Source organism: Brevibacillus sp. NPDC003359, from assembly GCF_042878995.1.
Taxonomy (GTDB): Bacteria; Bacillota; Bacilli; order Brevibacillales; family Brevibacillaceae; genus Brevibacillus.
This window is the reverse complement of sequence record NZ_JBIAOR010000010.1, coordinates 77,229-101,237: the sequence shown is the minus strand read 5'-3', so window position 1 is coordinate 101,237 and position 24,009 is coordinate 77,229. Positions and strand designations below refer to the sequence as shown.

Here is a 24,009-nt window from a genome sequence, read left to right as displayed (position 1 = left end):
AAAGGTGGGATATCCATGGAGCACATTGGAAGCGTAATTATTTACATCATCATGTTATGTGCAGTAATTGGTGCCATTGCCGCGATCCGCAACAGCGATGAGGGTCTCGGTAAGGAGTTCATGGAAGGGATTCACTCAACAGGTTACATCTTCGTTCCTGCTGCTGGTATTATGGCGTCCCTCCCGTACATCTCTTGGTTCGTAGAAAAAGCGGTATCACCCATCTTCAACAAAATTGGAGCAGATCCTGCGATTGCGGCAACTGCGATTCTCGCATCTGACATGGGTGGCTATCAGTTGGCAAACCTTCTGAAAACCACCACGGAAGGATGGGTTATGGCTATGATCGTCGGTCTGATGGCCGGTGCTACGATCGTGTTCTCCATCCCAATGGGCCTTGCTATGTTGGACAAGCGCGACCATAAATACATGGCGCTTGGTGTAATGTCCGGTATTTTGACTGTTCCGATTGGTGCTTTTATCTCTAGTGCCATTCTTGTTTTGACAAATGCAGAGGTTCGTGCTGAAATCTCGACGAACGCTGAATCGACTTATGCTTTTGCCATTGGCTTCGGACAGGTACTTCTGAACCTTTCACCTATTTTGTTCTTCGTACTAGCGATTGCTGCTGGTCTGCGCTTCCTGCCAGACTTGATGATTAAAAGCTTCATGATTTTCGGAAAGACAATGGATGCAGGTATCAAGCTCGTTCTCGTATTCTCGATCGTGCAACACTTTACTGGCATCTTTACAAAGATTTTCGGAGCTTGGGGCTTCGATCCGATCATCGCCGATCCAACCGACCAATACCGTGCGTTGGAGACCGCTGGTTACATCGGTATCATGCTCGCAGGTGCGTTCCCAATGGTTTACATGCTGCGTAAATATGCAGCGAAGCCACTCGAAGTATTGGGCAATAAGTTGGGCATGAGCCCTTCTGGTAGTGCAGGCTTGCTCGCAACTAGCGCGAACATCCTGGCTATGTTCCGTCTCATTCGTTCCATGCCGCCAAAAGACAAGGTTATCAACATTTCCTTTGCGGTTTGTTCAGCTTTCTTGCTGGGTGACCACTTGTCCTTCTCGGCTAACTTCCAACCAAACATTATCTTGCCGGTCATGATTGGTAAATTGGGTGCAGGTATTATCGGGATTGCTTTTGCTTACTGGCTCTCCGTTCCGAAAGCACTTGAACTGGAAAAACAAGATCGTGCTGCGGGAATTATCGGACCAGATGAGTACTTGGATCATCCTAATAGCGCTCAAGCTGAAGTTGCAGCAACCAAACAATAAAACCAAAAGAGCGGTCCTTCATGGGCCGCTCTTTTTTCCTTTATACAACCTTCTGGTTCATCTCCCAAATTTCAAATGCAGGTACCGGCTTTTTTGAGCACCCCTCCATCGTTAATTCACGCGCTTCTTTTGACCACAAAAAAGGATAGATCACGAACATTTCATCGCCTTTTAGCTTGGAAACGTCCTTCTCCCAATCCTTCCAGAAAAATGTCTCATAAAATGTATAGATATCCCCCGTCATTGTCCAGTGCAAAAAGTCGGTATAGCCAATTTCAAGATCCTCCCATGCGAGACTGTCCGGAGCAAAATACCAGATACCGCCTAACGAATCGGGGAACATTCCACCATTGATCGCAAAGAATCCCCCTATGACATCGTCTGCTACCAGCAGCATCTGGTTCATGGCACATTGCTGATTCCAAGAAGTGATGGAACGAGGAAAATGCGGATGGCCTGACCCTAGAATCCGTAGCCAGCCTTGGTGAATCAGAATCCCGCCTGTTTCAAAAGCAACAGCCCCGAGAGTTGACCTCGTGGTTACTTGTAAATCAACAAGCTGTTTTTTCCCTTTCTTCTGATCAGATGGAAGAATCGTAATCTCCCGGTCTGATGCTGACTGCCATTCTTTTATTTCTTCAATCGCTGAATCCTCTTCGCAATGCAATTCCTCAAAGCTTTTCATTTCAGTCTCCACTCCTAAGCTATTGGCGCGGTGCCCATAAGATGACGCTCACTCCGATCAGGCAGATGAAAGCGCCCACCCAGTCATATAAATCCGGTGTCTTTTTATCCACCAACCATCCCCAAAAAACAGCAAGAATGATAAAAACCCCTCCATAGGCGGCATATACCCGCCCGAAGGAAGGGAAGCTTTGAAGCGTAGGAATGATTCCGTACAGCACCAGGATCAGCGCCCCGACGATACCGTACCAGTATGGCTTGGACTCTTTTAGCCAAAGCCATACCAAATATCCCCCGCCGATTTCTGCTAATCCCGCCAAAATAAACAATAGTATCGATACTGTCATCTATGTTTCCTCTTTTCCTATCAAAACGAGTAAGTGCAAAGATCACGTCTATTATCTGATTGTCCCTCATAGTCTGTATATGTAATCATCACATTGGCTCGCCGTGATGGACGAATCCCCAAAATCTACTCTTGATGGGCAGCCTGTGGAGAGCAGCACAGATCTCCTTTGCCCGATTCAAGTGCAGATTTCAGGCTCCCCAAAACATGAGACCAAGCCATTTCATGCCAGCCCCGAGCCTTTTCCCACTCCTCCCCCTCTTTCCAACCGAAATGCTCGACCAATACTTGTGTTTCCCCCTCTGCTTCAGAAAAGGTGACAAGCACGTAAGTCAAAGCATCTTCGTGATTCATGGTATCTGCGAACTCATCCGGTCCCTTCCAGGTAAAGCCCAGGCGCTCCTTCGGTTCAAAATGGGTAATGATGCACCCTTTCGTCCCCATCTGGTCGCGATTGGCTGGATGGAAGTACAATTCGTACGCTCCGCCCAGATACGGCTCAATCGTTGCATCAGGCGCAAACCACTGAACAAGCCGTTCCTCTCGTGTCCATGCCCACCAAACCAGCTCTATGGATGATGATACTTCTATCTCCGTTTTGAAGAAACCCATGTATCTTCCCCCCAACTATTTTCCTAACAGTTTGAAAATAGCAATTTCTGTATAACCAGTCAATACAGAACACTCGCTATCTTCACTCTCACGCCCGAACGAGATTTCAAGCGTATAAATTAGTCTGAACAAGTCTGAATGGAATATTTTTTACTAAAAAGTGTAATTGTGCAGTAATCGCATTAGAATGAATGCTATAATAGCTAAGTAAGTAAAAAATTTCACAATGGGGAGAGGAACGATGGAACAACCACTTGCAAAATCGGCTCATCAAAAATTACCCATTGGAAAATTGCTCAAGAGGGTCTTCGGTATCCTGATTGGTGCTTCCCTGTTCTCGGTAGCACTCGAGATTTTTCTCGTACCGAACAATATTATCGACGGTGGAATCGTAGGTATCTCGATTATTACCTCGCATCTGTCTGGGTTGCCTCTTGGCGTTTTCCTTTTCGTGCTTAACTTGCCCTTCTTAATCATAGGGTACAAGCAAATCGGAAAAACGTTTGCACTCTCGACCCTCTTCGGGGTTACGATCATGTCAATTGGAACGACACTGCTTCACCCTGTCAAAGGGCTAACGGATGATCCCCTCCTTGCTGCTGTATTCGGGGGTATCCTACTCGGGATTGGTGTAGGACTCGTTCTCCGTTATGGAGGCTCTCTGGACGGTACAGAGATCGTTGCTGTACTACTTAACAAGAAATCTCCGTTCTCCGTTGGTGAGATCGTAATGTTCATGAACTTATTCATTTTGAGCAGTGCCGGATTTGTATTCGGTTGGGATCGCGCGATGTACTCGCTGATCGCCTATTACATTGCATTCAAAATGATCGATCTGACCATCGAAGGCTTCCAGGAGTCTAAAGCGGTATGGATCATTAGCGACAATCACAAGGATTTGGGAGATGCGATTGTTGCTCGTCTGGGCCGTGGTGTTACCTATTTGAATGGTGAAGGCGGCTATACTGGAGACGACAAGAAAGTAATTTTCTGCATCATTACACGATTGGAAGAAGCCAAGATGAAGCTGATCGTGGAAGAAGTGGACGAGAATGCCTTCTTGGCTGTCGGCAACATTCACGATGTGCGCGGCGGGCAGTTTAAGAAGAATGCGATTCATTAACGAGAAAATGGTACCCTATAGAGTAGGCGTTTGAAGACGTCTGTCTATAGGGTACTTTTGTCATTAACAAATAAAAGGAAGTCTCTTTTACAGCCGCCCGGCGGATCACCGGATGGCTGCTTTCTTGCCCTGACTGGAACCGTCTCGGGCAAAATGAACGCTTGTGTGAGGTTCTGTAAAGAAATGTCTCCCATATGTTTCCACCCCCCAAAAAATAGAGTACGATACTCGTATATCTCAGGGGGAAAAAAGGAGGTTTTCTCAGTGAATCAAGCATTCTTGATAGAACGAGTTCCTTTTGAACAGAAGCACGCTCTCAAGCAACTGTTGGAGCTGTATACGTACGACTTCACTGAGTTTGAGCCTTTCGAAGTAGATGATGATGGTTTGTTTGGTTACGACTACTTTGACAAGTATTGGATCGAACCAGAACGCCATCCCTTTTTTATCAAGGTGAATGGTAAGCTGGCCGGTTTTGTCCTCGTCCGCATGCTCACCGGCTCTGATCCAGATTTGCCATCCATCTACTCCATTGCTGAATTTTTTATCATGAAACGCTACCGTCGACTGGGGATTGGGAAAGCCGTGTCTCATCAAATCTTTCAAATGTTCCCTGGTGCATGGGAAGTCTTTCAATTGGAAAACAACGTGCCTGCCATCGGCTTCTGGCGTGCCAGCATCCGCGATTACACAGCCAATCACTATCAAGAGCGTCTAGAGGATAGCAAAGTCATACAAACATTCCTCTCGAGACCCTAGCAGAAAAAAGCCAAGGGACAACGCGAATCCCTTGGCTTTCCTTATGAAAACTACCTAGCCGTTGACGGCAGGAAAGGTCATCACGACAACAGTTCCGCTACCCAGCTTGCTCTCCACCTTAATCTCTCCCCCGTGAGCCAAAACGAGCTGCTTGGCTATTGCCATGCCTAGTCCCGTTCCACTGGTATCCTCCTTTGTATGCCCACCACGGTAGTATCTCTCGAACAGATTAGCCAGTGTCGTATCATCCATGCCCGGACCATTATCCGCAATTCTAACCACAAACCGATCTGCTGCAATCGACTGTACTTCTACGAGCACGTGTGTGCCTTCCGGAGTATACTTGATCGCGTTCGTCAAAATGTTGACGATGATGCGGCGAAACCAGATTGGATCGACCTCGGCCGTTATCGATTGGACATTCGACGAAAATTCGATGTCATGCAAAGACGAGTTCGGATCATTCACCATATCGACCACAATCCTGCGAATGGTTTCTACGATCGCGACAGCTTGTTTGGCCATCGGCAAAGCTTGGTTCTTGAGGCGATAGGTCAAATTCAAATCCTCTATCAGCCCGTTCATGTAATCTGATTTTTCCCGGATCGTTCTCCCAAATTGGTTGACTTCCCTTCTGTCCCATTCATACTGCTCGGACTCCAAAAAGGTAGCATAACCGTAAATCGAGCTAAGCGGTGTCTTGAGATCATGAGAGAGCCCGGTAATCCATTCCTCTCGCGTCTGCTCCATTTCTTGCTGAAGCTTTTCATTGGAGCGCAACGTTTCACTCAGATGCCGGAGAGCGTCAAACACATCCTTGAACACACGAAATGACTTCTTTTCTTTTCCTCGCCAATTCCTTCCGATTGGTTTCCCTTTTTTCCCGGTGGGCTCCTCGTAGCGACCTTGGGCCAGTCTTTCTAGCCAATTCACCATGTGCAAGAGCGGCTTACCGACCCGCCACGCATACCAGCTGCCTGCGAATAGAACGACCAGGATCAAAAGAATACCGATCTGAAGAAACGTTTCCTTGACCATGGCATCCTCAGACGTCTCTTGGACACCAGACTGGTAGGTTGGATTCGGAGTGCCCACTACATACGTCAAGTCGCTCTTCGTGTCATATCGGCTCGTGATATGGACAGGAACATTTTTTGCTGTCTCGCCGTTCTGGAGAGCTTCCGTCATGTCTAGCTGGGCAGAAGCGTTCGGGTGATTCCATTGGTGGAGGAGCTTTCCTGCACGATCGTATACCAAATACCATGCCTGCTCCTGGGAAAATCGTTTGTTCAGCTCGTCCCATGTCTCCTTGCTCCCGCCAGTCTTACCTTCGATCAAGCGCTTTAGCAGTTCTTTTTCCGGGGCGGGAGTTCCGTAGAGGATGATTATGTTTTCATCGGATTTGTTGATGACCCAGTGCTTGATGTGATAGCGAGAAGCATCACGATCTTCTACATAACTAATCCACTCCCCTGGCCCAAATTGACTGGGAACATCAGCAGGTGTCCGATAGCTGTAAAGGATTTTGCCGTGCTTGTCGATGATCTGCAACCAGCCTTGGTGTCTCGCCACGCTCTTCTCGATTTCCGGATTGACGCGAATACGCTCCCCCTCATACTCTATCTTCAACGTCAAATCAGACGCATCCAGCCTGGACAAATCGATGGACAATTGCTCGTTCATGATCCGCCAGCCTAACCCTAGCATCGCGATAATCAGAAACAACAGTAAGATGAGGAGAAACCCGAACAGTTGCCGGACATATTGAAAGATCAGCTTGTTACGCAAATTCATGACTGTCTTGCCGGACTAACCAGCTTGTAGCCCAGCCCTCTCACCGTGACCAGGAGCTTTGGCTGTCCCGGATTTTCTTCTATGCGCTGGCGCAGTTTGTGAATGTGCACCATGACTGTATTTTCATCAAACATCCCGTACTCGTCTTTCCATACATGATCGTAAATTTGTTCTTTCGTAAATACCCGGTTCGGATGCTGGCAGAAAAAGACGAGCAATGAAAAGACTTGCGCCGGGCAGTCCACTCGTTCTCCATTCACGAACAGCTCGGCTGCCTCCACATTTACTTGAAAACGCCCAAAATCAAAGCGCTTTTCTTCCGGGTTTGGCGCAGATCCCCCCAAGGTTCTGCGCAGATGAGCCTTCATCCTGGCAACGACCTCTAATGGATGAAATGGCTTCGTAATGTAATCATCCGCTCCATAAGCAAATCCGCTTAATTTATCAAAATCCGTGCCCTTTGCTGTCAGAAAAAAGATCGGTGCCTTCGTCCGCTGGCGCACTGCTCCGCACAGCTCAAATCCATTTTTATCAGGCAGCATGACATCCAGAATCAACAAGTCGTACGTCTTCTCCTCCACGAGACGAATTGCCTCTACTGCTGTCGTACATGTATCGATCTGGACGAAGCCTTCCTTTTGCAGCACGGTTTGGAGCATCTGCAAAATCGCTTCTTCATCATCTACCAGCAAGATTCTTGCTTCTTTCTCCATGTCCGTTCCCTCCCTTGATGTCATTCATTCTATCATGAGAAACGCCACCAACGAAAAAGATAAGGAAATGGTAAGGTAGCGTTTCAGTCAGGGAAAGGTATGGCCATTATGATAAAGGAGAAAGGAGCGGATTCACCTATGTGGGCTATTTGCCAACACGAATTTTTTCGATTGTTTAAAAGTATAAAGTCGTTGATTACGGTTGCCTTTATCGTCGGCATCTCGTATTTGGTTTCTGACCTCGTCAATCAAGCAGCAAGCTTTCTCCCGCAAAAGGAGCTGGCGCAGGGACATGCGCTTGGTATCTTTGCACTCATCATGCTGTTCGGGCCCTTGTTTGTATTCAGCCTGTCCCATGATGTCATAAATCGTGAGTTAGCGGGCAGGACGATTCGCTTTCTCGTCACCCGTACTTCGCGCAATCAGATCATTTTGGGGAAATTTCTCGGTGTCGCGTTCTTCTGGTTAACCTGCATGATTATTACGTTTGGCGTAGTTTTCGCCACCGTGCAAACCTTTGACGCCAAAACCTTTTATCTCTGCGTATCCCTACTTATCTATTGCATCTCGCTGGCACTGCTGCTCTCACTCGTGATACCACGCCCCAGCTACACAATGTTTTTGGGAATTGTGATCGCACTGATCCTACCAGGACTCGGGCTGTGGAGCACCTTTTCCAGTCACCCAGCTGCACCATGGTTCGCATACCTGACGCCTTTTAAATTTATGGAAAAAGGCGGTGCCTGGACAGGCTTCATCTGGCTCTATGCAGCAGCATTTCTGATCGCTTCTATGTTTATATTCCGACGGAGGGATTGTTAATGGCAATGATCGAGACCATTCAATTGAACAAGCGCTTTGGCAATCGCACAGTCGTGAACGACGTCAGTCTTACTGTGCACAGCGGGGAGATTTTCGGATTCCTCGGTCGCAACGGCGCTGGAAAATCGACCTTTATCAATATGCTTACGGGCATTCTGGTTCCGACAGCTGGCACCATTCGCATGTTTGGAGAGGATGCCCATACAGAAGGATGGAAAAAACGAATTGGCGTACTGCCGGATTACTCCACTTTCTATGACCATTTATCTCCTGCGGAGCACCTGCACTATTTCGCTCGGGTCAAAGGTGTCCCATTAACAAAGGAAGAATGTATGCGCATCCTGACAGCCGTTGAGCTTGAGGAGCATGCATCCCGCAAAGCCAAAACTTTTTCTTTCGGGATGAAAAAAAAGCTGGGTATTGCCCAAGCATTAGTCGGTGATCCGGAGCTCATCTTCCTTGATGAACCTACTTCTGGCGTGGACGTCGAATCAGGCCTGCACATTCAAAATTTGCTCCGGAAGCTCCATCAACAAGGAAAAACAATCTTCATGACCTCGCACAATTTGAATGAAGTCGAGAAAATCTGTACCCGTATCGCCATCATGAAAAGCGGAAAAATCAGTTCACTCGGCACTCTCAATGAGCTGCAGGCTGCCCATCTGGCATGGCGATCCGTGAATGTTCGTCACTCTGCTTTTGCTGCTGAGGATTCCGTAAACCTGCGCACCTTTATCGAATCCCTCGGGCGCAATGCGATTTGGGAGGAAGGACGGCTCTCTCTTCAGGTCGATGACGATCAAAAAGTGGCGACCCTCGTTCGTGCTCTTGTTCAGGCACGCGTCGATATATATGGCGTGAACGTTGAAGTACCTTCGCTCGAACGAATATTTATGGGGGAAGAATCTCATGAAGCTTAATCTTGCTTTTGCCGTACTACTTTCTGGAATGCTGCTCTACAACATCTATGTAGGAAAAAGCATGACCGCCGGAAGTATGTCGATCACGATTGGCCTGATTGTCCTCAATCTCATCTTTTTCATGAGAAAGCAGTACGCAAAACGCAAGGAACAAAAGAAGCAAGAACATACTTAGAAAAAAGCAGCTTGATTGCCCCCGAAAACAGCCTGCAAGTTATGCGGCTATAGGGCAATGAGCTGCTTTTTTCTACAAGATTGCGAGAAGCTGATCCAGTCGCTCAATGACAGCGAGTGGTTGATGCTCGGAAGTAGGCTTCTTCCCTCGTGGATTGATCCAGACAGCTGAGAAACCTGCGTCCATTGCGCCTGCTACATCTGCCTCCCACGTATCTCCGACGAACAGCACCTGCTTACTCTCGATGCCGAGCTTTTCGCGAACATGTTCATATATTCGTAGATCGGGCTTATGATGTCCGATGATTTCGGAGATAAACACCTGCTCCCGAGGAAAATACGCAGACAAGCCCAACCGCTCCAGCTTGATAAAAGCCATATCGACAGGGCCATTGGTGACAATCCCCAGTGTATACTCTTCTGATAGCTTCGCAATGGTGGACAAAACAATGGCATCTGGCTGGGCTGCATCCATGCATGCCGCCTGATACGCGCGTTGAAAATCGTCGACCTGCTCCACTTCAATCTGTCGGTTATAATCAGCCATGGCTCGCTGGAAACGCAGCCTTCTGTATTGTGTAAAATCGTAGCGTTTGGCAATTACATCAACCCATAAATCATCGCCGTGGCGCCGTAGATCCCCAAGGAATTTCTCTTGGTCTAGTTCTGCTGTAAGTGCATGGGTCGCAATCGTCTGCTGCATCCCTTTCTCCCAGCAAGCTGAAAAATCAAAGAGAGTGTCGTCGAGATCAAATAGGATTGTTGTAAATTTGGACATGGCTTCGTTGCTTCCCCTTCCTTTTTCCTTGCTGATTTCATTGTGCATATGATTCTGTCTTTTGTTATGATCATTGTAACGGAAATAAGGAGGTGGAAACATGTCTAACGAAAAACTGGATATTTTGATAGAGGGTATGAATGAGTTGCGTCTGGTTACTCGCGCTCTTATGGATCGGCAGGACGAATTGGATGCCAAGATGGACGCTTTGACTATGGAGGTTCACCAATTAAAAGCCGATGTTGCCGAACTGAAGCAGGATGTCGCCGTGCTCAAGCAGGATGTTGCCGAACTGAAGCAAGATGTCGCCGTGCTCAAGCAGGACGTCGCCGAACTGAAGCAAGATGTCGCCGTGCTCAAGCAGGATGTCGCCATTTTGAAGCAAGATGCTGCCGAATTAAAGGAAGGTCAAGATCGCCATGAACGTATCTTGGAGACATTGGCGTTGCGTGCTCTTGAATGGAATAATTTCCGCCTAGATTTTATTCGCAAATCATCCTAAAGCCTTTAGCTTTGTGGCAATTCCACCAGCAATGCCTCTTTCAACTCAACTGGCAAAGAAATAGATTGGCGTGTATTCGCATCGATCATGACCATCGTCACATCGGCGTCCGCCACTAAAACATCTGCGGCGTTGTACAGCTCCTGGCGGATGACGAAGCTTTTTTCACCCACCTTGACTACTGTGGTAATCGCCGTTACCTCTTCACGCATCTTCAACTCTTTGCGGTAGTTAATGTTAATATTGACCACTACCGGCATGATGGCCCGTCGCCTCAATTCATCCAGCGTAAATCCTTGCTCCCATATCCACTCAAAACGCGCCCACTCCATATACTCTAAATACTTGGCATTGTTCACATGTCCGATTACGTCAATATCAGTAGAACGCACGGTTAGCCTATAACGATGAGCCATCGTTCTCACTCCTTGTTTTTCTTCAGTATAACGAATTCAGGTGGCTGAGTGAACATTCATTCAAAATATTCCGAATGATCCTGCTGTTCTTTCCTGATCTTTTTCCTATAATAAGGATACATCTACTTGTGCACCTTCACTTCTTCACCAGAAAGGAAGATTGGATGTTCGAACAAGAATTATTGCCGACCTTACAAACAGCTCGCTCGCGGTATCAGGATGCACTCGTCCATTTGGATGAATCCGAGCTAGGCTGGAAGCTGGCCCCGGGCTCCAATTCCATTGGATTTTTGATTCATCACATCGCAGAAGTGGAGTATCGATTCTGTATGATGTTTTTCGGGCGACCGCTCCCTCCAGAAGTCACCCTGACCACGATTGGACCTGTCCGAGATGAAGGAAACTTTACCGACTTGTCTGCCTTGCTTGCCTTCAAAGAGGCTTCCTACATTTACTTGCAGGATTCCTTGGCTGCCCTGCCAAAAGACGCGTGGGACATCCCCTGTGACGCACCGATCGCCACGCTGACTCCCCGTCAGGCACTTGGTCGTCTGATCTATCATATGGGCTACCACGGCGGACAGATCGGACTTATCCGAAAGTACGGAGGGCCTCAATGAGTCTCATTCTGACAGGTGCGCGGCTCATCATTCGCGAATTGCTGCGCGAGGACTTGCCCGACTTACTCGCCACCTACAACAGTAATCCAGCGTACAATCAGCTTCGAAACGGCACGAGCACTGTAAGTCTTGCTGAACTGGAAGCCGAATATGACGCCACCATAGCTATACCTTCCGGGCATTGGCTCGCCATTACTCGTGAAGGTACGATCATCGGAGTCATCCATATCGTCCTCTCCAGTGAAAGCGATCCAAAAAGCTGGATTAGTCTCTTGCTCCTGCATGCCGATTACCAGCAGCAGGGCTTTGGAAAAGAAGCAGTGTCACTCATGGAAGCCTTCTGCATCCAACACGGCAGTCAGCATGTTCATCACGGTGTCATTGCCCATAATGAACCCGCTCTTCTTTTCTGGGGACGACTTGGCTATGAGCAGTATCGTCAGGTGGAGGCACCAGTCGGTCGTCTGACACAACCGGTGCTGCTGGTAGCCAAGTGGCTAACCCCTTCAAATTAAGGAGGTGAAATTCATGAACCGTCGCCTTTTTGAAAATGATGTGCCCACCCTCCTCTCCTAGTCGGTGAGGAAGCGGTTCTCTTACTGCCTCCCGGCTACGGAATAACACTCGAATGATTGATTCATTATTCCGGGAGGGACTTGGTATGTCACAATCACAATGGAAACAAATGTTTTTGGGAGCTGTCTGCCTGACTCTCGCCGCAGCGATCTGGGGCGGTGTTTATGTCGTAAGCAAGGTCGTATTGGAAGTGATTCCACCATTCACCCTATTGATTTTGCGCTTTTGCATTGCTTTAGTCGTGTTGGGGGCATTTACCATTACGCGCAAGGAACGTATCGCGAAAAAAGATTATCCTCTGCTGATGGCGATCTCCTTCGTCGGGGTCACAATCTCAATCGCCGCGCAATTTCTCGGTACAAAGCTGTCTACTGCTCACATGGGTGCATTGATTACCTCTGCATCGCCTGCCTTTATTGCTATTTTTGCGGTCTGGCTATTAAAGGAGCGCATCCATCTGAAGCAGGCAGCGGGTATCTTGTTAGCGACGATTGGTGTCATCATTGTCATCGGAGTTCCAGATCAAGCTGACGCACAGTCCTCCCTGGCAGGCAACCTGATTTTGTTCGTAGCAGCGATTAGCTGGGGATTGTATACCGTTCTCAGTAAAAAGGCGACACAGCGCTATTCATCCCTGCTCGTCACCACCTATGTAGCACTTTTTGGCATCATCTTTACGAGCCCACTCATGTTCTGGGAGCTGTCTGTCACGCCCGTCTCCTGGCAATTTGGTTGGGACATCTGGGCAGGCGTTCTCTATATCGGGATGATTTCTACCGCAGGTGCTTTTTATTTGTGGAACAAAGGCTTCGAGCTAATGCCCGCAGGGAGTGGGGCCGGGTTCTTTTTTGTTCAGCCCATTGTCGGTGCATTTTTAGGCTGGCTGTTGCTACATGAGCATTTGGGTGTCGGCTTTTTCGCCGGTGGAGCATTTATTTTCCTCGGTGTCGCCATATCCACTCTGCGAACTCGTGAAGCGACGAACGGACAACAACTGCCCCATTACAACGAGAAGCAAGCCTAAAAATCATGTATACTTACATGCTACGAGGACTTCCCCATTCGTTGGGAAGCCCTCGTTTTCTTGTGCTTATGGACGAAAATATTGCCGTACACTTCCTTTTTCGAAAGACAGCTCTACTTCAGCAAATGCTCCATTAATAAACGTGATTTGCGGCGGCATATGCCCACAATCTATATCGTAGAGGACAGGGACTTGCAGCTCAGCAGCCAGCTCTCGATATACGTCTTCTACCGTATAGCCGTCGACCGCCTGATTCGCTGGGCTGCGACCAAACATAATCCCAGCACAATGCTCAAACCATCCCGCCAGCTTCATTTGTACCAATGATCTGCGCAGATCAGTCGTAGAAAGCTCACAGTTTTCCAAATACCAGATGATCGCTTCATTACCGATTTGTTCTTTTTGGAACGTTTGCACATCCCCATATGGTGTGCCGATTATATGCCTAATGACATCAATGCAGCCGCCAAGTAGCCGTCCCTGCATATTTACATGAGGCATCGTCTCTGTCGTTTTCCATATTGTCGGTTCCGTCAGGTGAAAGATGTGCGGGGAAGGATTCGTATGCTCCCATTCCTTTTGATACATCCGGGAAGAGTACTGCAAAACCGACTCGCCCTTTTGCGTTGACAGAACCGTTTCCCACATGGCCGTCGTTTCATCCATATCTGTTCCGCGCAGATCCACCAAATTCGTCCCATGGGCCGTGGCGATCCCCGTTGTTAATGTAATCGCGAGCAACAGCACACTCACATCTGAATAGCCTAACACCCATTTGGGTTGCATGGCATGATAATCAAGCTTGTCTAAAATCTCAATTAACAGCTCGCCACCCCAGGGAGGGATGATGACATCGACGTTTTCATCTTGCATCAGTGAGTTCAATTCGGCTGCGCGGTTTGTGGCAGGAGCTGACTTGGCTTTTTCCTGTGTCCAGACTGTATCTTTGCAGACGATGGTATATCCTCTGCTCTCCATACGACTGCATGCCAGATTAATTAGTTCATGCATATACTCTGGTACACCTGATGATGGCGCAGTTACACCTATAGTAGCGCCCTTTTTCAACGTTGGATATGTGATCATGCTTCTCCCTCCCGCTATGTCTGATTTTGGATAATCATACCACATATCACCAAAGTATTTTCCAGACTTCCTGTATCACTATTGATAAGAAAATACTGGTCTTAAAAAGCTGCGAAAGGAGAAGTGCGTGCATTTCCAGTCCTAGCGCCTCTGGAGCCCACCCAGCTCTGAAATACATGGCGGGGAATTTCAGCGTCACTTATGAAATCCTTCATGAAACTTCTACGTTTGAAGCGCTCTCGCCATTTATTTCGGAGCGGACAGTCCACACCCTCAGTAGGGCGTAGGCCGAAGCGTAGACTGGAAATGCACTTCTCCTCACTACGGCTACTTTTCTTAGACAAAAAAAAGACGGCCTATAGCCGTCATCAAGGTATATAAAACGGGAGGGAAGTAGAGGAGTTAAAACAAACGTGTTTCCAGTTCGTGAATGATTACTTCTTGCTGGCGTCAGTCGTTGTAGACTGTCCAGTGGAACCGCTGCTTTCGGTTCCCGCAGCACCAGGCGAAGCAGTGCTGGTACCTGCATCAGAGTTGGCATCTGCCGCAGGTGCTTCCGTAGACGAACCTGTGTCCGTCGATGCATCAGAGCTGTCCGCAGAAGCATCTGTTGTAGACTGATCTTGCGAAACCGAGTTATCGGTCGATTGTCCGCTATCAGTAGTGGAGGACCCCGGAGCGGTTTCGCTTGTCGTGCCCTCTGGTTGTGTCGCCGGTTCTGGTGTTCCTGTTGTGTTAGAGCAGGCAACCAAGCTGCCAGACAGGAGTAATGCGACAGTGGCAATGGAGAACCATTTTTTGTTCATGTTCATTCCCCTTTCATTCCTTGGCTTCGTGACCTTCTCGCTGTCACACCTATATCGTAACGGGCAAAGATAACCATTCTGTAAGGAAAGTGGGAAAAAACGATGATCAAATTATGAAAAAAGTATGACCATGATCATTTTGATAGGATCATGATTTAGTTCTCCGGCTTAATCCTTGGAAGCCATATCGTAAAAGTACTGCCCTTCCCAGGCGTGCTCTCCACTCTGCATTTGCCATCATGCAGCTCTACCAGCTCTTTTACGATGGCGAGTCCAAGCCCTGTCCCTTTATTGTTCTTGGAACGTCCCCGATCCACTTTGAAAAAACGTTCCCAGATGCGGTCCAGGTCATCTGTTGCAATCCCCATCCCTGTATCGATCACTTGAATCTGTACATATTCCTCTTCCATCACAGCACGCATACGAATCTCGCCTTCAGCCGTAAACTTGAGCGCATTCTTCACCAGATTTTTCAGAATTTGCGCGATCCGGTCCTTGTCGGCATAAATTCTCGGCAGCTCGTCCTCCACCTCTACTCCCATGCGAAGCCCTTTTTCCTCTGCTTCTTGGTGGAAAGAAAAAGCAACCCGATTCATCACATCTGCCACATCGACGGGGAACTTGGCCAGATTTACTTCGTTGTTCTCCAGCTTCATCAAGTCCATCAGGTCATCCACTAGGCGGTTCACTTGCATCGTTTCGGTGTACATCACAGCATAATACTTCTGTCGCGCCTCTTCTTCCTCTACCAAGCCGTCCTGCAACGCCTCGAGAAAGCCTTGGATCGCGGTAAGTGGCGTACGCAATTCATGGGAGACATTCGCCAAAAAATCATTGCGCACTTGCTCCAGATGATGACGCTCCTGCTCGACCTTCTCCAGCTTCTGTGCCATCGTATTGATCGTTTGTGCCAAGTCGCTGATCTCGTCAGACGTATCGACCTGGACGCGCTCTGCATAATTCCCGCGACCAATCTCAGCCGCTGTTCTCTCAATGGTTCGCAAGGGACGGGAAATTGACCATGACAAATACGAAACCATGATCGTAGAAAGAAGCACCCCAAACAAAGTCGCCCACAGAATCGACTCGCGCATTTGACCAAAGGTTTTCTCAATTCCTTCAATCGGCGCGTGCAAAATAATTCCGCCATACACGTTTTCGCCTTCGCCCCATGGGACGGAGACCGACAACATCGGGTCATCCAGACCTTCGATTTGCAGCTCGGTTACCGCGCTTTTTCCGCTCAGCACGTTATCCGCGATGGAAACTGCCACGGACTTGCCCGTAAGCATCTCATCCTTCATCGAGGTCGCGACAATTTTTCCTTCCGTATCAAATAACCAGATCCGGGTATCAAATGACTCGTCCAGCATCGCCAGCTTGTCCAAGAGCCGTTTGTTTACTTCATCGCTGTTATGGATGGCGGTATTCACTTTTTTTGCCATCCGCAAAAGCTCTTCTTCCTTGGCGTTGTAGATGTACTCTTTCGTAAAAAAGGAGAGAACGATACCTGTAATCCCCAGCCCCACCAAAACGGTAGCCAAAAAGCTGACCAGCAGTCTGCGGTAGATACTCTTCGACATGCCTAGCATCAGTTATCCACCCCAAACTTATAGCCGATCCCCCAAACCGTTTGAATACATTCATAAGGGAGCTTGTCTAAACGCTGTCTGATCTTTTTAATATGAACATCGATCGTTCGAACTTCGCCAAAGTAATCAAAACCCCACACTTGTTCCAGCAATTGCTCCCTTGACCATACACTTCCCGGCGATTTGACGAGTTGAACGAGGAGATCGAACTCCTTCGGGCGAAAGCTCACTTTTTCCCCGGCCACGACCACTTCCCTTTTATCCAGATCAATCGTCAACTGATCAAAAACAAAGGTACGGAGCGCTGCTTCATCTTCCACTTTTGGCTTTGGTTGCAATCTACGCATAATCGCGCGGATACGAGCAACGATCTCGCGTGGACTAAACGGCTTCGTCACGTAATCATCCGCTCCGAGCTCCAAGCCGAGTACACGGTCAAACTCCTCATCCTTTGCCGTCAGCATAATAATCGGTGTATCCCACTTCTTGCGGATTTCCCGACATGCTTCAAAGCCGTCCAACTGTGGCATCATCACATCGAGAATGACCACATCCGGCTGTTCCTTTTCCATTATCTCAAGAGCTTCTCGTCCATTTGTTGCTGCGATGAGCTCGATTTGCTGTTTTTCAAAATAAAGGCGAATTATTTCGCGTACGTTTGGATCGTCATCGGCAACCAAGACTTTCATCGTGGACATAGCCAATAACCCCCCTTCTTCCAAAACGACATAGAATGAAACATGCCGTTCAGACAATTTACGTTTTTCCATGGTAACATAGATCACCCATGTTGTGGACGGATAGAAGTCCTATCTAGCTGGTAAAAGCAGGACAACCTCGTGTGCGACAACAAAAAAAGCGAGTGGACCCAAAGCCCACTCGCTCTTATTTTTTACTTGGTTTCTCTTACAATCGGGACACTGCGTGTGAGACTCGCCCACAACAACCCTAACAGTGCGCCTGCAAAGGCTGGCACCAGCCATCCAATTCCTACTTTGTACAGAGGCAATTGTTCCAGGATTGGCGTCAGCGAATCGATAGACAATCCGAGCTGGGAAGCGCCATCCAACAGACTGATTACTGCCGTTGCCATGATCGCGCCAACGTATACGGCACGGTGTCCATTGAACAATCGATCGCAGAACGTCAGCAGCATCAGTACGATCGCCAGCGGATAAATCGCCATCAAGACAGGCACGGAGAAGGTAATCAGCTGTGTCAAGCCTACGTTTGCTACCGCAGCACTGAACGCACACAGGATCACAGCCATTTTCTTGTAGGAGATGCTAGGAATACGACTCGAGAAAAATTGACTGCACGCTGTAACGAGCCCAACAGAAGTGGTGAGGCAAGCAAGCGTAACAGCTGCTCCCAGCAAGAGCGAGCCTAATGGACCGAACAGTTGATGCACAACCCCGGTTAGGATCTGACCGCCGTTTGCCGATTTCGCAAACGAAACACTCGTCGCTCCCAAATAGCTGAGGGCTAGATAGACAAGTCCAAGCCCAGTAGCGGCAAGGACTGCTGCTTTGATAGTCGACCACATCACTTTTTTGCGATCGATGATGCCTCTAGCCTGAACAGCCGTTGTTACTACCAGACCAAATACCATCGCTGCTAATGCATCCAGCGTCAGATAGCCTTCGACAAAGCCTTTGAAGAACGCTGTATCTTGATAGGCGCCTGTCGGTTGTCCCACCTCACCCAAAGGAGAAATGAGTGATTTGGCAAACATCAGACCAATGATGATCAAGAGAGCAGGTGTTAAGATTTTACCGATTCGATCCACCAGCTTGCTCGGGTTTAGACTCAACCAGAAGGTGATGGAAAAATAGACGATGGTTGTCAGAAATAGCGGTACCCAACTGCCTTTCATCGCTTCAGGCAAATATGGCAACACGCCCATCTCAAACGTTACTGTACCTGTTCGCGGAATTGCCATGAATGGCCCTATCGACAGATAAACAATAAAGGTGAACACTACTGCAAACATCGGATGGACTCTAGACGCCATCGTTTGCAAATTACCGCCAGCCAGTCCTACCGCAATGATTCCCAGTAAAGGCAAACCTACACCGGTAATCAAAAAGCCGACCATCGCGATCCAAACATTATCCCCTGCAGCTTGTCCTAGCGCTGGCGGAAAAATCATGTTCCCTGCTCCAAAGAATAGGGCAAACAGCATCAAACCAATTGTAATTGTTTCTTTCGTTGAAAGTTCTTTCATATGAATCCTCTCAATATTGTTTAGTAAAATAAAATTTTCATTAGTATAACTTAAAATTAACTCACTATTCAACCTTTAATTTTTTAAAATTATTGAACTTTTGTTAAAAATGAAAGTTTTTACAGTTCAAATACCTCTTTTCTCTTGATCGCCCCCACTGCTTCCCATACATACAGACTGTAGATACTACGCCATGGAGCCCACTTTTCCCCTATTTTGCGAATATCGTTTTCATTTGGCTTCGATTTCATACCATAGAGGAGAACAATTCCATTTCGCAAACCGATGTCAGCAGCCGGCAACAGGTCTGGACGCCCCATCCCAAACATGAGCAGGCACTCTACTGTCCACCGTCCAATTCCTCTCAGCGAAGTGAGGTACATAATGATTTCCTCGTCTTTCATTGTCCATAGTCTTTCCAAATCTACCATTTCATTCACAAGGGCACGAGCGAAATCGATGATATACTCTGCTTTTCGTTGACTAAATTGCAGAGAACGCAAATCCTCCACTGTCAATCTCGCTACCGCTTCTGGCGTAGGAAAAGCGATGATCCCCTCGCCGTTTGGGTTTTCTACTGGATCGCCAGCCAGTGTCACCAGCTTCTCGGTTAAATTGGCTGCAAAGGTCAAATTGATCTGCTGCCCGATAATCGTCTTGACCATACATTGAAACAAATCTGCATCCAGCATAAGACGGAGTCCGCGAAACCGCTCGGTCAGGATGGCGAGTTCCTTTTCCTCCCTCATCTGCTCGTATATGACGGATAGATCCAAATCGGCACTGAAACTATGGCGGAGCATTTTTTCTAGCAGCTGCTGGTCTGTCGTGGACAAAATCTCATGTGTTTCATAGCGCAGTGCTGGTTCTTCCAAGCTGCCCATAAATTGCATACGGACCAAAACAGGCCGTGAGCCGATTCGAAAGACTCGCTCTAGGCTATGATTATCTTTATTCACACGTATCTGCGTATCTGGATGTGACTCAAGGCGCCGAAGCAATCGGTCAAAAGAATACGGAGGAGTAAGCGGAATAATCGAATAATTCACAAGACTCTCACCTTTCCAGATAAAATAAAAACACCTCCGGAGAATCCCCCGAAGGTGTCAAGTATACTTTGCAAAACTTATTTCGTAAACATCCCTTTGAGAACAAATTTTACATTTGCCGGACTTTCTGCCAAACGGCGCATGAAATATCCGTACCAGTCGTTTCCATACGGTACATAAACACGCATTTTATAGCCTTCACGAGCCAAATCAATTTGGGACTGCGTGCGAATACCATATAACATTTGGAATTCAAACTGTGTGCGCGGGATGTTGTGTTCCTTTTCCAGCTTTTTCACAAAATCAATGATGTTGTCATCATGGGTTGCCACAGCAGCGTACCCGCCATTCAACAGGTGCTGCTTGATGATTTTTTTGTAGTTCTCATCTACATCTGGCTTGTTCGGGTAAGCGACTTCAGGAGACTCTTTATACGCTCCTTTTACGAGACGGAAGTTCACTTTTTTGTCCTTCAGGCTGTCGATATCGTCCGTTGCTTTGTAGAGATATGCCTGAATAACGGTTCCTACGTTGTCGTACTCTTGCAGTAATTCGTTCAGAATCTCCATGGTCACTTGATTGTGTGCATAGTCCTCCATATCGATACGAACGAAAATGTTTCCATTTTTCTTAGCCGAATCCAAAATGCGTCTCATGTTTTCCATGCACAGCTCACGGCTGATGTCCAGACCGAGCGAAGTCATTTTCAACGAAAGATTGCAATCGACACCAGATTGGTGAATCGCGTCCAGCGTTTTAATGCAATAGTCAGCCGACTCGTTTGCTTCCTCTACGCTGAACACGAATTCGCCCAGATGGTCCAGCGTGCACACGAGGCCTTGCTGGTTTAGTTTGCGTACGGCGCTGATAGCCTCCGCAATGGTTTGACCGGATACAAAGCGGCTCGCCCCGAAGCGCAGACCCCACTTTTTTGCGGCAGAATTTAAGGTTTTGTTTTTGGATAAAAATAGAAAGAAATCCTTCATAGCTTGTTCCATCGTTGACTGTCTCCTCCTCAACGTACTCTTCCCACTTCTACTAGCATGAATCGTGCCAACTGATTCTCGTAAGCGCTATCGTGATGTCTAACACACATTTTCAACACATATGTACATTGCGTGTCTATTCTTGTACACTTCTGATTAGATATAGTCGATGTACAACAGGGACGATCCCGTTTCCTGTTAGTTTGGATAAGAGGTGACGATTTGAAACCGTTATTTTGGCTGGACAGTACACTCTCTTCCTTTGCGATTCCGCTTCCACTTGATACTTTCAAAATACGCGCAGGTGAAACCGTAGGTGAATGGGTTGATAAAGAACGAAAGGGCAGAGTAATCATCGTCTCTCCTATTACCACACTAGAACAATCCATCAGCCACATTCTCGCTGGCCCAAGCGTTTCCGATCTGCCGACACTCGTCATCGTGGATGAAGAAGGCACTCCGACGGGAATGGTCGAACCATACCAGCTCATGACTGCCTTTGTCGTGTTGACCCAAAACCAGTCTGCCCTGCTCAGTACCTTGATGGATACGATGAGTGAGGCCGTCACCATCGTGGACTCCCGCAATGTCGTCCAACACTGGAATCGGGCAGCAGAAACTATTTATGAAATCGATCAAGCCCAAGTCGTCGGAACTTCGCTCGATGAACACTTCGCCAGTGAATCGATCCGCCTGCTCGATGCGCTGCGTCAAGGAACATCTGTTCAACGTGTCTATCACATTCCTCGTCCAGATAGTCATGTACTCATTAATGCAGCACCGATTCGCCGCGAGGGTGAGATTATCGGTGCGATTTCCATTGAACAGGATATTACCGAGCTGGTTCGTCTCAATGAAGAATTAGCACATACGACTGCCCATCTCCACAATTTGCAGCAAGAGATGAGTCGGTTTCAGGCAGCGGACGATCCTTTTTACGCGATCAAGGGGCATTCTGCCTCGATACAATCTGCTATTGGTTCCGCGAAAAAAGTAGCGCAGACGGATGCGACTGTGCTGATTTATGGAGAAAGCGGCGTCGGGAAAGAGTTGTTTGCCAAAGCGATTCATCAGGCAAGCCGCCGACATGAGAAGCCGTTTATTGCGATCAACTGCGGTGCCATTCCTGCTGCTCTGTTCGAAAGTGAGCTGTTTGGCTATCAAGGCGGTGCTTTTACCGGAGCCGAGAAAAAAGGCAAGCCTGGCAAGCTGGAGCTGGCGCATGGCGGAACACTTTTCCTCGATGAAATTGGCGAGCTGCCACTAGAATTGCAGGTCAAGCTGCTTCGCGCCTTACAGGAACGGCAATTTTACCGCGTAGGCGGAACAGAGCCGATCACCGTCAACACGCGGATCGTAGCGGCGACAAACAGACAGCTTGAGCAAATGGTAGCAGACGGTCGTTTTCGCGAGGACTTGTATTATCGGCTGAACGTCTTTTCTCTGGAAATCCCGCCGCTGCGCGAACGACGCGAAGATTTGCCAGAGCTTGTGCAAATTTTCATTCATGAGTATTCGGTTGCCCATGACCACTCCGTACCACGCATCTCGCCCGAGGTCATGCAAGCGTTGTTCGAGTACCATTGGCCTGGAAACATCCGACAGCTTCGCAACGTCATCGAACGTCTGTCGATCCTGCAAGAGAACGGCGTTATTTTGCCTGAGCATCTACCATCTGTCATTCGCAGTCACGCAGAACCCATACACGTTTCTGTACTCACACCGATTGGAGGAACCTATGCGCAGCCGACCCCGACTCCGACGTCAATCATACGTCCGTCGATAGCGCCCCCTTCTCAACCTGTGAACGAAAAAGAGCGTATTCTGGCAGCGTTGGAGCGCACGTACGGCAACAAAAAAGCAGCAGCCGAGCTGCTCGGAGTATCACGCGGCACTCTTTACAATAAAATGAAAAAGTTCAATATAAACGAGGAGTCTTTCAAATGGGATTGATAACATGGTCGGATGATACGTATCAAATCCATTATGCCGGGGAAACGATTGTCCTTTTGCCAAAGGAATACGCCTTGTTTCAATATCTGTACACATGGAAAAACCGGGCCTTTTCACGAAGTGATTTGCTGGATCGCGTTTGGCCGCTGGAAGCACCGACTGACCGTACGATCGACGATCACATTTACCGCTTGCGGAAAAAATTGCAAAAGTGGTCTCATCTGCTCACGATTGATACGGTCCGAGGAGTCGGCTATCGACTTACCCTAAAAGAGCAGCCGTCGCTTAGCCCAACGGTATTGAACAGCGATTTCTCTGAGAACATCCAGAAGATGCTAACCACCTACCACGGCATGGGAATGGGGGCCGCTTTGCAGACCCTTTATACTCATCAGAAGGTACTGGGCATTCAGATGGACCCATTTTACGCTACCTTTTTGCGGTTTGTTTTCGGTGACTTCAACTGGTTTGTCGAGGATAAAACTCCCCCCATTTCCGACAAGCTGTTTTATTTGTTCCATTTGTACCATATGACAGAAATTGACTCGCAAAAAACATTAGAAATATTACAATGGGCTCTGAAAAACGCGCATAGTATGCCTGAAAATTATCAGGATGAGCTACAGATCACAGCAATAAGTGTCTACGCCCAAGCAAAAGAATGGGAGCGAGCCAAAAAACAGCTACTCCCTGCCAAAGAGGTTGTTGAGCGAGTCAATTCACCCGGCTTTCAACTCTTTTTTCAAGCGGAAGAAGCCCTCTTGTATTTGCTCATGGGTAAGGGTGACGAAGCTGAGAAAGTCATTCAACGCTCTGAGGAACTCTTGCAAGAACTCCCTATGCAGCGTGAACTCGGCAGCTTTACCATTGCGCGCGGTCTTTGTCTGTACCATCGACAGGAGCTTGCCAAGGCGCGCCGCTTGATCGATGAAGGTCTGGAAGTCTTACGAAGCACCAAGTTCATCCCCCATCTCATTTATGGCGTACAAATGATCTTGTTGTTCTTGAAAGACTTCGGCTACGATGCAGAATGGGAGCGCAAATACCAGAAAATGTGGATGGATTTATCCGAAGAGTACAAGTTCGACTACTTGCATAAAAAGATTCTTGCCATCATCTCTTCCCCAATCTGATATTCCTCTGACAAATCCCTTTTA

At 47.9% G+C, this 24,009-nt stretch carries 26 protein-coding genes; 12 read left to right on the top strand and 14 right to left on the bottom strand.

The features are described from left to right. The first annotated feature begins 15 nt into the window (after positions 1-15). Complete coding sequence (gene eutH / locus ACFYU8_RS21465) at positions 16-1,290, top strand: ethanolamine utilization protein EutH (protein ID WP_144617588.1); 1,275 nt, start codon at positions 16-18, stop codon at positions 1,288-1,290. A gap of 40 nt (positions 1,291-1,330) precedes the next feature. Here the strand turns inward: eutH and ACFYU8_RS21460 are convergent, their stop codons facing one another. The 3 genes from ACFYU8_RS21460 to ACFYU8_RS21450 form a co-directional block, all read right to left on the bottom strand. Continuing rightward, positions 1,331-1,975, bottom strand: coding sequence for a DUF2625 domain-containing protein (locus ACFYU8_RS21460; RefSeq protein WP_390303469.1), 645 nt, complete (start codon positions 1,973-1,975; stop codon positions 1,331-1,333). 19 nt (positions 1,976-1,994) lie between these two features. Further along, positions 1,995-2,321 carry a YnfA family protein gene (locus ACFYU8_RS21455; RefSeq protein ID WP_390303472.1) on the bottom strand — a complete coding sequence of 109 codons (327 nt, stop codon included), beginning with the start codon at positions 2,319-2,321 and terminating at the stop codon, positions 1,995-1,997. 125 nt (positions 2,322-2,446) lie between these two features. Beyond that, positions 2,447-2,932 (bottom strand): SRPBCC family protein, encoded by a 486-nt coding sequence (locus tag ACFYU8_RS21450; protein ID WP_390303475.1) that lies wholly within the window; start codon positions 2,930-2,932, stop codon positions 2,447-2,449. 241 nt (positions 2,933-3,173) lie between these two features. On the opposite strand from ACFYU8_RS21450, the gene ACFYU8_RS21445 reads away from it, so the two are divergent. Further along, positions 3,174-4,055 carry a YitT family protein gene (locus ACFYU8_RS21445; protein WP_390303478.1) on the top strand — a complete coding sequence of 294 codons (882 nt, stop codon included), beginning with the start codon at positions 3,174-3,176 and terminating at the stop codon, positions 4,053-4,055. A 264-nt stretch (positions 4,056-4,319) separates the two neighbouring features. Further along, entirely contained in the window at positions 4,320-4,814 is a 495-nt protein-coding gene (locus tag ACFYU8_RS21440; RefSeq protein WP_390303481.1) for a GNAT family N-acetyltransferase, read from the top strand. 54 nt (positions 4,815-4,868) lie between these two features. Here ACFYU8_RS21440 and ACFYU8_RS21435 read toward each other — a convergent pair whose 3' ends face one another. Next, positions 4,869-6,608, bottom strand: coding sequence for an ATP-binding protein (locus ACFYU8_RS21435; protein WP_390303484.1), 1,740 nt, complete (start codon positions 6,606-6,608; stop codon positions 4,869-4,871). Then, positions 6,605-7,321: a response regulator transcription factor gene (locus ACFYU8_RS21430; protein WP_390303487.1), complete on the bottom strand. Its 717-nt coding sequence runs from the start codon at positions 7,319-7,321 to the stop codon at positions 6,605-6,607. Before ACFYU8_RS21430 ends, ACFYU8_RS21435 begins: the two co-directional genes overlap by 4 nt. Before the next feature lie 138 nt (positions 7,322-7,459). On the opposite strand from ACFYU8_RS21430, the gene ACFYU8_RS21425 reads away from it, so the two are divergent. The 3 genes from ACFYU8_RS21425 to ACFYU8_RS21415 are packed head-to-tail and all read left to right on the top strand — an operon-like array spanning position 7,460 to position 9,238. After that, complete coding sequence (locus ACFYU8_RS21425) at positions 7,460-8,143, top strand: ABC transporter permease (RefSeq protein WP_390303490.1); 684 nt, start codon at positions 7,460-7,462, stop codon at positions 8,141-8,143. After that, positions 8,143-9,063, top strand: a complete 921-nt coding sequence (locus tag ACFYU8_RS21420) for an ABC transporter ATP-binding protein (RefSeq protein WP_390303493.1) — start codon at positions 8,143-8,145, stop codon at positions 9,061-9,063. The genes ACFYU8_RS21425 and ACFYU8_RS21420 overlap by 1 nt, the downstream gene beginning before the upstream one ends. Beyond that, positions 9,053-9,238 carry a hypothetical protein gene (locus tag ACFYU8_RS21415; protein WP_390303496.1) on the top strand — a complete coding sequence of 62 codons (186 nt, stop codon included), beginning with the start codon at positions 9,053-9,055 and terminating at the stop codon, positions 9,236-9,238. The genes ACFYU8_RS21420 and ACFYU8_RS21415 overlap by 11 nt, the downstream gene beginning before the upstream one ends. A 72-nt stretch (positions 9,239-9,310) precedes the next feature. Here the strand turns inward: ACFYU8_RS21415 and ACFYU8_RS21410 are convergent, their stop codons facing one another. Then, the gene (locus tag ACFYU8_RS21410; RefSeq protein WP_390303498.1) at positions 9,311-10,015 is read right to left on the bottom strand and encodes an HAD family hydrolase; all 705 of its coding nucleotides are present in this window, start codon (positions 10,013-10,015) and stop codon (positions 9,311-9,313) included. Positions 10,016-10,115: 100 nt separating this feature from the next. Here ACFYU8_RS21410 and ACFYU8_RS21405 point away from each other — a divergent pair, with 100 nt between their 5' ends. Beyond that, complete coding sequence (locus tag ACFYU8_RS21405) at positions 10,116-10,517, top strand: hypothetical protein (protein ID WP_390303501.1); 402 nt, start codon at positions 10,116-10,118, stop codon at positions 10,515-10,517. A gap of 5 nt (positions 10,518-10,522) precedes the next feature. Here ACFYU8_RS21405 and ACFYU8_RS21400 read toward each other — a convergent pair whose 3' ends face one another. After that, complete coding sequence (locus ACFYU8_RS21400) at positions 10,523-10,933, bottom strand: acyl-CoA thioesterase (protein ID WP_390303504.1); 411 nt, start codon at positions 10,931-10,933, stop codon at positions 10,523-10,525. 164 nt (positions 10,934-11,097) lie between these two features. Here ACFYU8_RS21400 and ACFYU8_RS21395 point away from each other — a divergent pair, with 164 nt between their 5' ends. The 3 genes from ACFYU8_RS21395 to ACFYU8_RS21385 all read left to right on the top strand — a co-directional run bounded on the left by ACFYU8_RS21395 (position 11,098) and on the right by ACFYU8_RS21385 (position 13,153). Further along, on the top strand, positions 11,098-11,553 hold the full coding sequence (locus ACFYU8_RS21395; protein WP_390303507.1) for a DinB family protein: 456 nt from the start codon (positions 11,098-11,100) through the stop codon (positions 11,551-11,553). Further along, positions 11,550-12,068, top strand: a complete 519-nt coding sequence (locus tag ACFYU8_RS21390; RefSeq protein ID WP_390303510.1) for a GNAT family N-acetyltransferase — start codon at positions 11,550-11,552, stop codon at positions 12,066-12,068. The genes ACFYU8_RS21395 and ACFYU8_RS21390 overlap by 4 nt, the downstream gene beginning before the upstream one ends. A gap of 146 nt (positions 12,069-12,214) precedes the next feature. Then, positions 12,215-13,153, top strand: coding sequence for a DMT family transporter (locus tag ACFYU8_RS21385; protein WP_390303513.1), 939 nt, complete (start codon positions 12,215-12,217; stop codon positions 13,151-13,153). 66 nt (positions 13,154-13,219) lie between these two features. On the opposite strand, the gene ACFYU8_RS21380 is transcribed toward ACFYU8_RS21385, so the two are convergent. The 7 genes from ACFYU8_RS21380 to ACFYU8_RS21350 form a co-directional block, all read right to left on the bottom strand. Then, complete coding sequence (locus tag ACFYU8_RS21380; RefSeq protein WP_390303516.1) at positions 13,220-14,239, bottom strand: S66 family peptidase; 1,020 nt, start codon at positions 14,237-14,239, stop codon at positions 13,220-13,222. Between the two features lie 434 nt (positions 14,240-14,673). After that, positions 14,674-15,045, bottom strand: a complete 372-nt coding sequence (locus ACFYU8_RS21375; protein ID WP_390303519.1) for a hypothetical protein — start codon at positions 15,043-15,045, stop codon at positions 14,674-14,676. Between the two features lie 155 nt (positions 15,046-15,200). Further along, positions 15,201-16,637: a sensor histidine kinase gene (locus ACFYU8_RS21370; RefSeq protein WP_390303522.1), complete on the bottom strand. Its 1,437-nt coding sequence runs from the start codon at positions 16,635-16,637 to the stop codon at positions 15,201-15,203. Continuing rightward, the gene (locus ACFYU8_RS21365; RefSeq protein WP_390303771.1) at positions 16,637-17,335 is read right to left on the bottom strand and encodes a response regulator transcription factor; all 699 of its coding nucleotides are present in this window, start codon (positions 17,333-17,335) and stop codon (positions 16,637-16,639) included. The genes ACFYU8_RS21370 and ACFYU8_RS21365 overlap by 1 nt, the downstream gene beginning before the upstream one ends. A gap of 194 nt (positions 17,336-17,529) precedes the next feature. After that, positions 17,530-18,864, bottom strand: a complete 1,335-nt coding sequence (gene brnQ / locus ACFYU8_RS21360; protein ID WP_390303525.1) for a branched-chain amino acid transport system II carrier protein — start codon at positions 18,862-18,864, stop codon at positions 17,530-17,532. A 119-nt stretch (positions 18,865-18,983) separates the two neighbouring features. Further along, a complete protein-coding gene (locus ACFYU8_RS21355) occupies positions 18,984-19,913 on the bottom strand; it encodes a DNA-3-methyladenine glycosylase family protein (RefSeq protein WP_390303528.1) in 930 nt (309 codons plus the stop codon). A gap of 77 nt (positions 19,914-19,990) precedes the next feature. Continuing rightward, a complete protein-coding gene (locus tag ACFYU8_RS21350) occupies positions 19,991-20,911 on the bottom strand; it encodes a proline dehydrogenase family protein (protein WP_390303531.1) in 921 nt (306 codons plus the stop codon). Between the two features lie 210 nt (positions 20,912-21,121). Between ACFYU8_RS21350 and ACFYU8_RS21345 the strand changes: the two genes are divergently transcribed. After that, on the top strand, positions 21,122-22,852 hold the full coding sequence (locus tag ACFYU8_RS21345) for a sigma-54 interaction domain-containing protein (protein WP_390303534.1): 1,731 nt from the start codon (positions 21,122-21,124) through the stop codon (positions 22,850-22,852). Next, on the top strand, positions 22,843-23,985 hold the full coding sequence (locus tag ACFYU8_RS21340) for a winged helix-turn-helix domain-containing protein (RefSeq protein ID WP_390303537.1): 1,143 nt from the start codon (positions 22,843-22,845) through the stop codon (positions 23,983-23,985). Before ACFYU8_RS21345 ends, ACFYU8_RS21340 begins: the two co-directional genes overlap by 10 nt. Positions 23,986-24,009: the final 24 nt, after the last annotated feature.

What these genes read in the sequence shown, in the direction of transcription:
- ACFYU8_RS21460 (WP_390303469.1), bottom strand. Translation starts at nt 1,975, where the DNA reads ATGAAAAGCTTTGAGGAATTGCATTGCGAAGAGGATTCAGCGATTGAA.
- eutH (WP_144617588.1), top strand. Translation starts at nt 16, where the DNA reads ATGGAGCACATTGGAAGCGTAATTATTTACATCATCATGTTATGTGCA.
- brnQ (WP_390303525.1), bottom strand. Translation starts at nt 18,864, where the DNA reads ATGAAAGAACTTTCAACGAAAGAAACAATTACAATTGGTTTGATGCTG.
- ACFYU8_RS21395 (WP_390303507.1), top strand. Translation starts at nt 11,098, where the DNA reads ATGTTCGAACAAGAATTATTGCCGACCTTACAAACAGCTCGCTCGCGG.
- ACFYU8_RS21430 (WP_390303487.1), bottom strand. Translation starts at nt 7,321, where the DNA reads ATGGAGAAAGAAGCAAGAATCTTGCTGGTAGATGATGAAGAAGCGATT.
- ACFYU8_RS21385 (WP_390303513.1), top strand. Translation starts at nt 12,215, where the DNA reads ATGTCACAATCACAATGGAAACAAATGTTTTTGGGAGCTGTCTGCCTG.
- ACFYU8_RS21400 (WP_390303504.1), bottom strand. Translation starts at nt 10,933, where the DNA reads ATGGCTCATCGTTATAGGCTAACCGTGCGTTCTACTGATATTGACGTA.
- ACFYU8_RS21425 (WP_390303490.1), top strand. Translation starts at nt 7,460, where the DNA reads ATGTGGGCTATTTGCCAACACGAATTTTTTCGATTGTTTAAAAGTATA.
- ACFYU8_RS21435 (WP_390303484.1), bottom strand. Translation starts at nt 6,608, where the DNA reads ATGAATTTGCGTAACAAGCTGATCTTTCAATATGTCCGGCAACTGTTC.
- ACFYU8_RS21350 (WP_390303531.1), bottom strand. Translation starts at nt 20,911, where the DNA reads ATGGAACAAGCTATGAAGGATTTCTTTCTATTTTTATCCAAAAACAAA.
- ACFYU8_RS21375 (WP_390303519.1), bottom strand. Translation starts at nt 15,045, where the DNA reads ATGAACAAAAAATGGTTCTCCATTGCCACTGTCGCATTACTCCTGTCT.
- ACFYU8_RS21405 (WP_390303501.1), top strand. Translation starts at nt 10,116, where the DNA reads ATGTCTAACGAAAAACTGGATATTTTGATAGAGGGTATGAATGAGTTG.
- ACFYU8_RS21370 (WP_390303522.1), bottom strand. Translation starts at nt 16,637, where the DNA reads ATGCTAGGCATGTCGAAGAGTATCTACCGCAGACTGCTGGTCAGCTTT.
- ACFYU8_RS21340 (WP_390303537.1), top strand. Translation starts at nt 22,843, where the DNA reads ATGGGATTGATAACATGGTCGGATGATACGTATCAAATCCATTATGCC.
- ACFYU8_RS21450 (WP_390303475.1), bottom strand. Translation starts at nt 2,932, where the DNA reads ATGGGTTTCTTCAAAACGGAGATAGAAGTATCATCATCCATAGAGCTG.
- ACFYU8_RS21445 (WP_390303478.1), top strand. Translation starts at nt 3,174, where the DNA reads ATGGAACAACCACTTGCAAAATCGGCTCATCAAAAATTACCCATTGGA.
- ACFYU8_RS21455 (WP_390303472.1), bottom strand. Translation starts at nt 2,321, where the DNA reads ATGACAGTATCGATACTATTGTTTATTTTGGCGGGATTAGCAGAAATC.
- ACFYU8_RS21380 (WP_390303516.1), bottom strand. Translation starts at nt 14,239, where the DNA reads ATGATCACATATCCAACGTTGAAAAAGGGCGCTACTATAGGTGTAACT.
- ACFYU8_RS21390 (WP_390303510.1), top strand. Translation starts at nt 11,550, where the DNA reads ATGAGTCTCATTCTGACAGGTGCGCGGCTCATCATTCGCGAATTGCTG.
- ACFYU8_RS21410 (WP_390303498.1), bottom strand. Translation starts at nt 10,015, where the DNA reads ATGTCCAAATTTACAACAATCCTATTTGATCTCGACGACACTCTCTTT.
- ACFYU8_RS21415 (WP_390303496.1), top strand. Translation starts at nt 9,053, where the DNA reads ATGAAGCTTAATCTTGCTTTTGCCGTACTACTTTCTGGAATGCTGCTC.
- ACFYU8_RS21420 (WP_390303493.1), top strand. Translation starts at nt 8,143, where the DNA reads ATGGCAATGATCGAGACCATTCAATTGAACAAGCGCTTTGGCAATCGC.
- ACFYU8_RS21365 (WP_390303771.1), bottom strand. Translation starts at nt 17,335, where the DNA reads ATGTCCACGATGAAAGTCTTGGTTGCCGATGACGATCCAAACGTACGC.